The 9823-nt window shown below is 28.6% G+C and carries 17 protein-coding genes; 14 read left to right on the plus strand and 3 right to left on the minus strand.

What is annotated here, in order from left to right:
• Window positions 1–130 precede the first annotated feature (130 nt).
• From CLOBL_RS25900 to CLOBL_RS25910, 3 genes are read right to left on the minus strand one after another with little or no spacing between them, the layout of a single operon-like run.
• Entirely contained in the window at window positions 131–1291 is a 1161-nt protein-coding gene (locus tag CLOBL_RS25900) for a tyrosine-type recombinase/integrase (protein ID WP_077861631.1), read from the minus strand.
• Window positions 1292–1304: 13 nt separating this feature from the next.
• Window positions 1305–1619 (minus strand): hypothetical protein, encoded by a 315-nt coding sequence (locus CLOBL_RS25905; RefSeq protein ID WP_077861632.1) that lies wholly within the window; start codon window positions 1617–1619, stop codon window positions 1305–1307.
• A gap of 14 nt (window positions 1620–1633) precedes the next feature.
• On the minus strand, window positions 1634–1972 hold the full coding sequence (locus CLOBL_RS25910; RefSeq protein ID WP_077861633.1) for a helix-turn-helix transcriptional regulator: 339 nt from the start codon (window positions 1970–1972) through the stop codon (window positions 1634–1636).
• A 199-nt stretch (window positions 1973–2171) separates the two neighbouring features.
• Between CLOBL_RS25910 and CLOBL_RS25915 the strand changes: the two genes are divergently transcribed.
• The 14 genes from CLOBL_RS25915 (at window position 2172) to CLOBL_RS25980 (ending at window position 9519) form a co-directional block, all read left to right on the plus strand.
• A complete protein-coding gene (locus tag CLOBL_RS25915; protein WP_077861634.1) occupies window positions 2172–2363 on the plus strand; it encodes a helix-turn-helix transcriptional regulator in 192 nt (63 codons plus the stop codon).
• Entirely contained in the window at window positions 2360–2572 is a 213-nt protein-coding gene (locus CLOBL_RS25920; RefSeq protein WP_242953931.1) for a helix-turn-helix domain-containing protein, read from the plus strand. Before CLOBL_RS25915 ends, CLOBL_RS25920 begins: the two co-directional genes overlap by 4 nt.
• A 14-nt stretch (window positions 2573–2586) precedes the next feature.
• The gene (locus CLOBL_RS29075) at window positions 2587–2718 is read left to right on the plus strand and encodes a hypothetical protein (protein ID WP_278281364.1); all 132 of its coding nucleotides are present in this window, start codon (window positions 2587–2589) and stop codon (window positions 2716–2718) included.
• A 163-nt stretch (window positions 2719–2881) separates the two neighbouring features.
• Window positions 2882–3073 (plus strand): hypothetical protein, encoded by a 192-nt coding sequence (locus CLOBL_RS25925; protein WP_077861635.1) that lies wholly within the window; start codon window positions 2882–2884, stop codon window positions 3071–3073.
• Window positions 3074–3326: 253 nt separating this feature from the next.
• A complete protein-coding gene (locus CLOBL_RS25930; RefSeq protein ID WP_278281365.1) occupies window positions 3327–4295 on the plus strand; it encodes a replication protein in 969 nt (322 codons plus the stop codon).
• A gap of 3 nt (window positions 4296–4298) precedes the next feature.
• Window positions 4299–4721 (plus strand): hypothetical protein, encoded by a 423-nt coding sequence (locus tag CLOBL_RS25935; protein ID WP_077861637.1) that lies wholly within the window; start codon window positions 4299–4301, stop codon window positions 4719–4721.
• A 262-nt stretch (window positions 4722–4983) separates the two neighbouring features.
• The gene (locus tag CLOBL_RS25945) at window positions 4984–5166 is read left to right on the plus strand and encodes a hypothetical protein (protein WP_077861639.1); all 183 of its coding nucleotides are present in this window, start codon (window positions 4984–4986) and stop codon (window positions 5164–5166) included.
• A gap of 151 nt (window positions 5167–5317) precedes the next feature.
• Complete coding sequence (locus tag CLOBL_RS25950) at window positions 5318–5569, plus strand: hypothetical protein (protein WP_077861640.1); 252 nt, start codon at window positions 5318–5320, stop codon at window positions 5567–5569.
• A gap of 243 nt (window positions 5570–5812) precedes the next feature.
• Entirely contained in the window at window positions 5813–5959 is a 147-nt protein-coding gene (locus tag CLOBL_RS28295; RefSeq protein ID WP_179117843.1) for a hypothetical protein, read from the plus strand.
• A 177-nt stretch (window positions 5960–6136) separates the two neighbouring features.
• Window positions 6137–7597, plus strand: coding sequence for a hypothetical protein (locus tag CLOBL_RS25960; protein ID WP_077861642.1), 1461 nt, complete (start codon window positions 6137–6139; stop codon window positions 7595–7597).
• Window positions 7598–7613: 16 nt separating this feature from the next.
• Complete coding sequence (locus CLOBL_RS25965; RefSeq protein ID WP_077861643.1) at window positions 7614–7865, plus strand: hypothetical protein; 252 nt, start codon at window positions 7614–7616, stop codon at window positions 7863–7865.
• A gap of 12 nt (window positions 7866–7877) precedes the next feature.
• Window positions 7878–8102 (plus strand): hypothetical protein, encoded by a 225-nt coding sequence (locus tag CLOBL_RS25970; protein WP_077861644.1) that lies wholly within the window; start codon window positions 7878–7880, stop codon window positions 8100–8102.
• Complete coding sequence (locus CLOBL_RS25975; RefSeq protein ID WP_077861645.1) at window positions 8089–8892, plus strand: zonular occludens toxin domain-containing protein; 804 nt, start codon at window positions 8089–8091, stop codon at window positions 8890–8892. The genes CLOBL_RS25970 and CLOBL_RS25975 overlap by 14 nt, the downstream gene beginning before the upstream one ends.
• A gap of 384 nt (window positions 8893–9276) precedes the next feature.
• Window positions 9277–9519: a hypothetical protein gene (locus tag CLOBL_RS25980; protein ID WP_077861646.1), complete on the plus strand. Its 243-nt coding sequence runs from the start codon at window positions 9277–9279 to the stop codon at window positions 9517–9519.
• Window positions 9520–9823: the final 304 nt, after the last annotated feature.

The raw sequence follows: 9823 nt of genomic DNA on the forward strand, positions 1-9823 counted from the left end.
TACAGAACTCGGCTTATGGCTTATCTCGCAACAAGGTAAATGAATGGCTAAGCGGTATATAAATATTGCTTTGCCCAAAATTTGCCCACATGATAAACAAATAGATACTTTTAATTTAATATGAATTTGATTATTTAGTTAAGTCTAAGATATTTGAAATAGTTTGGGTTGCTTCTCTGTTCAAATTTTCAGTAACGTGTGCGTAAATGTCGCTGGTAGTTTGCATTAAGGAATGGCCTAATCTTTCTTGAAGAACTTTCATACTTACACCACCTTCTAATAATAATGTTGCATTAGTATGTCTTAAATCATGCCAACGTATATTTTTTTCTATATTGCAATATTTCATTAATCTTTTTATTCTTTGAAGTAAACTTGAAGGAATTATAAATTTTCCATTCTCTTGAACTAATAAAAGGTTAGGATATTTATTGTCAAATTTATTTTTTATATAAAATTCTCCGTATTTTATTCGATTCTTCTTTAATATTTTTTTATGATTTTCAATTTTATTGCATATGGAATCACTTATAGGTAGTGTTCTGTAAGAGGATTCAGTCTTTAATTTTTCAGATAGTACATAATTATTTTTAACCCTTATTAAAGCCTGACGAACTGTTAAGGTTTTTTTACTTATATCAATATCTTTGTCAATGTCTAGCCCGCATAATTCTCCACGTCTTAATCCGGTTTCGGATGTAATATCTAACGCAAGTCTGAATATGTAATCTTCATATGTGTTAGAATTAACTTTCCCGTATATAATTTTTAATTCATCAATGGTAAGCACATTTGCTTTGAATTTAGCACGTTTTGGTGTATCGACAAATTTACAAGGATTATTATTTATTAGTTGTAATTTCACTGCTTTGTTAAGTGCTGCTCTTAAAATTCCATAGTAGCTCTGTACAGATGTTGGAGAAATTAATTTATTTGTATTAACTTTTACTTTCTTCAAATCTCTTATAAATTTTTCAATATGCATTACTTTAATATCACTAAGTTTAATAAATCCTATCATAGGGTTTATATATTTAGTTATTGTTTGTATATATTTATTATAAGTGTTTTCACTTTTTTCGCCTTTTATATAATCATCCACCCACATAATCATATAATCTTTTAATAGCATATCTGAATCTGATATATAGCCATTATTTATTCTGTATAAGGCTTCATTTAACTTTTTTTCAGCTTCCTCTTTAGAACCACCTCTTTTTTCAATTAATTTGTCATTTTCGCGATAACGATAATACCATATACTGCCTCTTTTACGTATACTGCCACGCATAAAAATCACTCCTTTAGAATGTATGTTCGTATTTATTTATAAAATTAACCAGTTGTTTTTTTGCAACTGGGTTATTTTCTGTTTCCTCTGCCTGCTTTTCGCATTCTTTTACACTTATATTTTCTTTTATTTGTCTTATATGTGTTATCTCATGTATTAATTTATTTAAATTATATTCATATGAGTATTTTGAATTTAATATTATTACAGTTTGTTCATTTTTATTTATTGTTACTCCAGTAAATGTATAATCTACTTCTTTATATACTATTCTTAATTCTCCACAATTTATCATTTGTATAGTTTTTTTTAATATGTCATTAAACAATAAAAATCACATCCTTATTCTGTTTCATCTTCAAAAATTTCAAGCATTTTTATCATTTTATCTTTTGCGTTATTTGATAATTTATCGAATCTTGAAAAAAAGATTTGATTTTTTTCTTTATATTTTTCTAATTTACTTATATCTGAATTATTAGGAATGTCTAGGAAAATGTTAACTGTTGTATCTAGTGCTTTTGCTAGACTTATTAGCGTGTCTATTCTTGGGTTTTTTGCTTTTCCAGTTTCTATATCTGATATTGTGCTTTGCCCAACTCCGCTTTTGTCCGCTAGTTCTTTTAGTGTTAGTTTTTTATCTTCCCTTAATTTTTTTAACAATTCTCCTATGTTTTCCATTTTATCACCTTTCTTTTTTTGTTTTATACGGTTATATTATCATTTTTATCCGGTAAAGTAAATATAAAAATACAGAAAAACGGAATTTATAATACTTTATTTTAATCATAAACGGTTTTCCGAAAAATAATGCTTGCAAAAACGGAAAAACGGTTGTACAATTTAATTACGGTTAACCGATTAAGAAGGTGGTGTTCTTATGAATAATAATATAAAACAAATAATTCGCTCTAGTGGCTTTAAAACTAACTTTATTATAAATAAGGTTGGCCTTTCTCCTTCATCTTTTTATGAAATTATGAACGGAAAAACGATTCCTAGTTTGAAAAATGCTCGTAAAATTGCATTTGCTTTAGGTGTTTCTCTTATTGAAGTTTTTCCGGAGGAGTGATTATTTTGGAGTTATTTACAATTAAAGAGGTTTCTAAAAAACTTAGAATTAATCCTACTGATACATATAAACTTATAAAATCTGGTCATATTTCTGCTTTGAAATTAGGTAGTTTGAAGGTTGCTAGTTGTGAATTGGATAGGTTTATTGTTGATTCTATTGGTAAAGATTATTCTCTTTTAAATGATGTTAGAAAATTAGAATTTTAGTTTGGAGTGATTTTATGGTAGTTGGTTGTAAATGTGGTTCATCTTCTATTGTGTCTAAGCAATGGGATGAGGAGTATGGTGCTTATTATTGCGTTATATGGTGTGAATATTGTGGCTATTACTGGGAGGGATATATAAATGCTTAGTATTGTTAAATATGATACTCTTTGTGATGGCTTTCTATGCTCTCATGTTGATAAATGTAATATAAAAGGTTCTTGTTGCAAATGTAGTCATTATTGTAGTTGCTCTTATTGTCTTTTTACTTATAATGCTATATCTCAGTTTTGTGAATAGGGGGGGTTGATTATGAAATTAAAAGATTTACTTTATATAACTACATTTGGCACTAAGGTTGTATTGTTTGTATTTGATGATGGCTTTATGCTACCTCGTATTGAGTTTGTTGTTGGTAAGCAAACTCATAAATATGATGAATTTAATATAAATAACGTTTGTTTGATAGGTGATGAATTACATTTAAGGGTTAATAATAGATAAAATTTTGAGGTCAAGCTAGTGCGCCTAGCTAGTATTACCTAGGCGCACTTCTGTGTCATGTGTCAAACCCTTGGGAAATAAAAAATATTAACTTATAAATGGCTTAATTGCTTCTTTTGATTGTTATTAGTGTTGGGAAATATGTTGTGTCAAAAGTTGTGTCATGTGGTTGTGTCATTATAACTTCTGTGTCATTTCTGAGTGAAATGGTGGTGATTTTATTAATAAGGATAGTAAATGTAGAAAGTGGCAGATAACTATTAATAATCCTACTAAATATGGTTATACCCATGAAAATATAAAAACTTTATTGTCTGAGTTTTCTAGTCTTGTTTATTGGTGTATGTCTGATGAAGTTGGTGAGAATGGTACTTATCATACACATGTTTATTTTTGTCTTAATAATGCTACTCGATTTAGTACAGTTAAAAATAAGTTTAATGGTCCACATATAGAACCTGCTAAAGGTACAAGCCAACAAAATAGGGATTATGTTTTTAAAGAAGGTAAGTGGGAAAATGATAAAAAGAAAGAAACTAATCTTGCTGATACTCATGAAGAATATGGAGAAATGCCTTATGATAGGCAAGGTTATAGAAGTGATTTAGAAGACCTTTACGATATGATAAAGTCTGGTATGACTACTTTTGATATATTGGAGGATAATCCTTCTTATATGCTCCAATTAGATAAAATTGATAGGGTTAGAACTATTTATTTACAATCTAAATATAAATCTACTCGTAGACTTAACTTAGAGGTTACTTATGTATATGGTACTCCTGGTACTGGAAAAACCCGCTCTATAATGGACTTTTTCGGTGATGATAAGGTTTTTCGTATTACGGACTATAAACATCCCTTTGACAATTATCAATGCCAAGATGTTGTTGTTTTTGAGGAATTTAGAAGCGATTTAAAAGTACAGGATATGTTAAATTATTTAGACGTATATCCTTTGGAATTACCTTCCCGTTATAGTAATAAGATTGCTTGCTATACTAAAGTGTTTATAGTTACTAATATATCGTTAGAAGAACAGTATGAGGGTATACAAAAGAATTTTAAGGATACTTGGAAAGCATTTTTAAGACGTATTCATAAGGTTATTCAATATACTACAAATAATGTTTATGAATATACATTGCAGGAATATTTGGATAGAGATTTAACTCCGGTTGATGATAAAAGTCCTTTTGAACAAGAAAAAATGGAGGTGTAATTTATGTTTGATGATTATTATTTTGGTTCTTTTTTTAGGATTATTTCAGTTTTTATTTCTTTTTCTCTTGTGATTTTACTTTTTTCTTTTGGGTATCGTGTTCTTGATGTTTACTCTTCTTCTACTTTGTATATTCAAAGCTCTTCCTTGGATAATAGTGTTAGTGGTTCATTTGTTTTAGGTACTGGAACTTTAGATGATACAACTTATTTTGTTACTTATGTGATACAAGATGATGGTGGCAAAGTTCTTGAAAAATACGATTCTTCCGAAGTTGTTGTTTATGATGATATAGAAAATGGTGATTGTCCTTATATAACTAAAACTATTTCAGGGTTTTTAGGTCTTGATGTTAAAATTAATTTTCATGTTCCTAAAGATACTGTTAATAAAAGTTTAGATATTAATTTAAAAGATTTGAAATGATTTGAGGTGTTATTATGATTATTTTTGCTTTACCTTTATTGATTCCAGTTTTATTTATATTTATGTTCTTTGGTATGCCTTTTATTGTTAATGACAAATGTAGTGAATGGATAAAGCTATATCCCAAGTATAAGATTTTTATTAATTTACTTAGAGTTTTATTGATTATAACTACTACATTCCCTATTTTGACCTTTGTTCTTTGGTCTTTACCTTATATTGTTAATAGCTTAACTATATTAAATTTTTAGGAGTGTGTATTATGGGAAAATATTTATATTTGGCGGTTACTGCTGATGAATTTGAACTTCCACTTGCCGTTGAGGAAAGTATAGTTGATTTGGCTCATAGATTTGATATTGAACCTAGTTCTTTAAGTCATTGCATTAATAATGGTTATAATGGAAAAAGATTAGGTAAAAGATTTTTAAAAGTTAAATTTTGATTTTTGAAGCTAGGTATTTCCTATCTTTTATTGATTTTAAAATAATTTTTTACTTTTTTTCATGAAGTAAATTAAAAACGCATGTTAATATTTTCTCATGAAGTTAGTAAGAAAAATGATAGAAAAAATAAATTAAAGGATGTGTTTTAATATGGAATTTGAATTTGAAGTTGTTGGAATTGTAACTGGTATTAGTAAAAAGAGTGGTAAGGCTTATACTATGCTACATTTGCTAGGAGATTTTTCTGCAAGTAATTCACAAGTGCAGTTAGGTAGACAATGCCTTACACAATATGTTGAAGGTTCGGTGCCTCAAGACGTTGTTGTTGGCTGTTCTATTGCTTTTGATTACGCAATAGGTTTTGGTGGTAGACCAACTATTGTTGGTGTACATGCTGTATAGGTGCTTTAATGGATACTACAACTCAGTCTGCTGTAAATTATACTCATCAATTGCAGTCTATGAATGATAATCTTATTTCTATTCATAATGATTTAGTTTTACTTAATAACCAGTTTTTTTGGTTTTTAGTTGTTGCTTTTGTCGTTTTAATGGTTGTTATTTGCTATAGTATTTTGAAACAATTTTATTAGTTAACTAAAGCTATGCTTTTGTTATAAATATATTAATTTGGAGGTATGTAAAATGATTGAATTAACTGCTGATATGTTTACTGGTCTTACTACTGCTGTTACTAGTAATGCAGGTGTGTTGTTACCAGTAGGTATTACAATTATGGGAATTATGGTTGGTATTGGATTAATTCCAAGAATAATTTATAAATTCTTATAATAATTTTTTACGCCCACCCTTTAAGGCGACCACGTTTACGGTTCGCCGTGGGTGGGCGTAAATATTTTATGTGATGTTTTTATGAATATTAAATTTTTTTTCATTATGTTTATTATAGATTGATTGCTCCTTTTTTATGATGCTTATTTATTTATTAAGTTTTTCTAGGAGGTGTTTATGGTTAAGTTTATTTATAGATTTAGGTCTTTTATTATAGTTCTTTGTATTGTTTGCTTTCTACCTTTTTCTTATTGCAATACTAAAGCTTATGCAATTGGAATAGATACTCCTTTGGAAATAGCGGCTGGTGTTTTACTTTCTCCAGAAATTGCGGGTGCTCTTGCCGTTGCGGGCATTGGTTATACTGGTTACTATCTTTATTCTAATTATTCGGATGATGTTAAAGATTATTTAATGACTGAGATACTTAATTATGGTATTGATAAGACTATTTCAATTTATAGTGATGGTTCTGGTCATGATTATGCTGGTCTTACGAATGATGGCTTGAATTTTATTCAATCTAAAGCTAATGATTTAAAAAAAGGTAGTTCTTTGCCTGTTTCTACTGGTAAAACAACTTCTAATACTACTCCACATAGTCTTGATCCTTTTATGTCAAATGGTTTTTATATGCAACCTTATAATCTTTCTGTAGGTGTTTATACTACTTTTAATGTATCTTATGGTGATAAGTTGAGTTTTTATTATTATGATAATTTTGGTGCATATAAACAATCATCTTCTTATACGCCAACTGCTGATTGTGAGATTTCTTTTCAGACTTATATTGATTCAAGTAATCGTGCTCTTCTTGGTTTGAGGGCTTCTTTTGATGGTGGTAGTACTTGGCGTGATGTTAATACAGAAGTTTCTACTAAAACAAGTGGTTATATGGTTTTTTTGGGTTATAATACAGTTTCTAATACTGTTTATGTTCCTTCCTCATCTGCTATTAGTGGTGATGGTATTGAAGGAAATGCAAGTGATTCTGTCCAAGGGACTGTTGCTGTTCCTATCTCTGGTCAATATGATTCTAGTAAAGGAGAAACTGTTTATGCTCCTATAGATGGTAGCACCACTGCAACTGTTGTTAATGGTTTAAATGTTAAAACTGGAACTAATACTGGAACGGGTTCGGGCACTGGAACTGGTACTGATGCATCATTTTGGAGTGAATTGTGGGATTGGTTAGAAAAAATTTACAAAGGTATTATTGATATTCCTGCTGCTATTGGTGCTCTTCCGGGTTTAATTGTTACTTCTATTGAAAGTGCTTTGAGTTATACTTTTGTGCCTACTGCTACTGATTTTAGTGATTTTAATGATAGTTTACAGAATGATGTTAAAGCAAAATTTCCATATAGTATGGATATACTTAAAAGTTTAGAAGTTGGTGCTGATGAATTTACGGATATTCATGTAAATATTTGGGGTCATGATTGTATTATTGTATCTGCTCAATTTGTTAACTCTAATATATCTTGGGTTCGTATAGTTACTTCTTGTTTTTGGTTATTTCTTTTAGTTGTGTATGTATGGCGTAAAATTAATGCTGTTCTTGGTGGTGGTGATATTAATAGTACGACTGTTTATGCTCCTACTGGTGGTGGTAGTGGTCCACCAAGTGTTATGTAGAAAGGTTGTGTTTTTTATGATATGGAGCTTAGTATTAACTGCTATGAAGCTTTTTATTGGTACTATTGTTGCTTTAATTCCTGCTTTACCTTCTATGGAAGTTGATTTATCTAATATGATTTTATTCCTTAGAAAAGGGTTATATTTTACGGATGTTAGTATATTTACTTTTGTTATTAGCACTATTGTTACAGTTGAATTTTCGGTTTTTACTTGGAATGTTATTAAATTTGTTTATAGTAAAATTCCATTTATTAATATTAGATAGGAGTGTTTTTTTATGGATGATATTTTAAGTCAGTTTGCTTCTTTAGGTTCTACGACTTATTATTTTACTCTTTTTGAGTCTATGAAATCTCTTTGTATGAGTTTTTTCTTTATTGGTCTTTTGGCTGGATATTTTGGGCGTGAATTTGAAAATTTATTTAGTTTTTTTTATAGGTTATTTAGGAAATATTCTCGTCTAAGAAGAATTAAAAGGAGGTTTTTAAGTGGAGGAAAATAAAAAAGTTGAAAATGAGAAAATTAATAATGTTAGTGTTACTACATATAGATTTTCTCATGTTTCTAAAAATAAGAAAAATTCTATTTATATTAAACCTATTTATCCTATTATTATTGAATTAATTATTTGGAAAATTAAAGATATTATTAATTTCTTAAAAACTAAAGATAGGAAAATTCATATATATGGTATTTATGGCTTTTTTGGATTGCCTGGTAAAGGAAAAACTATGGCTCTAGCTGAGTTAGGTTTACGTTATAGGCAGAAATACGGTGATAAAATTTATATAGTTGATAATTTTGGTTATGAATATTCAGATTGGCACTTTGATTCTGCTAATTGGAAAGAACTTTTAATAGAGCAAGATAAGCCAACGCTCTACTTATTTGATGAAGTACAAAATATTTTCAATAGTAGGGATTTTAAAAATTTTCCTACTGAACTTCTTGTTCAACTTACTCAAAATAGAAAAGGTAATGGTAAAATGATTTGCTATACTGCTCAAAGATGGGCGCGTGTAGATAAAGTATTTAGGGAACTTAGTCACAAATGTTATGAGTGTAAAACTCTCTTTGGACGTCTTACCATTACTAAGGCGTTTGATTGGGAAGATTATGAGATGTATGTAAATTCTACTGATGTTAGAACACGTATGAAGATACATTCTCGTAGATATAAATTTATTCAAACTGACCAAATAAGAAATAGTTATAACTCTTATAAGATGTTAAAATCTGCTACTGATAAAATCTATATGGATAGAGTAGAAATTGCTCAATTGACTAGGTAGTAAAAAGATAAACATTATATAAAGACATATATTGATATCTTAAAATAGCATATTCTGTTTAAAATGTCTTAGTAAATAAATAATTAATTGCAAATATTGCCGCAGACATAAAAAATGTAATTTTAGCATGTTTCACTTGAAACAAATAAAATTTAATTATAACACAAATATAGTATAAAAGTCAAACATAAAAATTGAATATTAATGCCCAAAGACTTTCTTTCCTAAAGAAACTAACTGTTTAGCCCCCTTGTGGGGCATTTTAGAAGCTTTTTCGTATGGAAGTATGTTAATAGTATTAGCTTTTGAGTGCCTATCCGGCGTTAGGATAAGAGCGTAGCGTGCTAAAGACAATTATGTTATAATTTACCATGAGGTGATTATATGACATTAGGTAGATTATTAAAATGGATTTTAGTTATATTTCTTAGTTTTATTATTGGTGGTTTACTTGCTGCATTTTCTAAATCTAATGCAATATTAGGTTATTTAGTTGGTATTGTTTGGTTAAGTATTGCTTATTTTATTATTCTTGGTTATAGATTGGTGCCACGAGAAAAATTTCATAAGTTAAAAGAATTTGAAAAATTAGAGAATATCAATAATGATAAATATAACGTACTATAAACGTACTATTATTATCGCAGAACTTAATATAATTTATAGAATTTGTGTAATATATGTAATAGAAGCAAGGAATATTAAAATTTAATAAACCTTGCTTGTATATTTGGATAGATGTACAATAAATCTTTGCCCAAATTTTGCCCAAATCAGTTAAATTGTAATAAGTTATAATCAGTTATTATAAATTTTTTTTCTTACTTTAAAGTACCTTGTTTTCATACTTTGCGTTATAATAAATCATTATAAATTACTATTTGTTGTAATCTCCAATGACTACAGAACTCGGCTTATGGCTTATCTCGCA

It is taken from the genome of Clostridium sp. BL-8 (assembly GCF_002006495.1).
In the GTDB taxonomy this organism is placed as follows: domain Bacteria; phylum Bacillota; class Clostridia; order Clostridiales; family Clostridiaceae; genus Clostridium.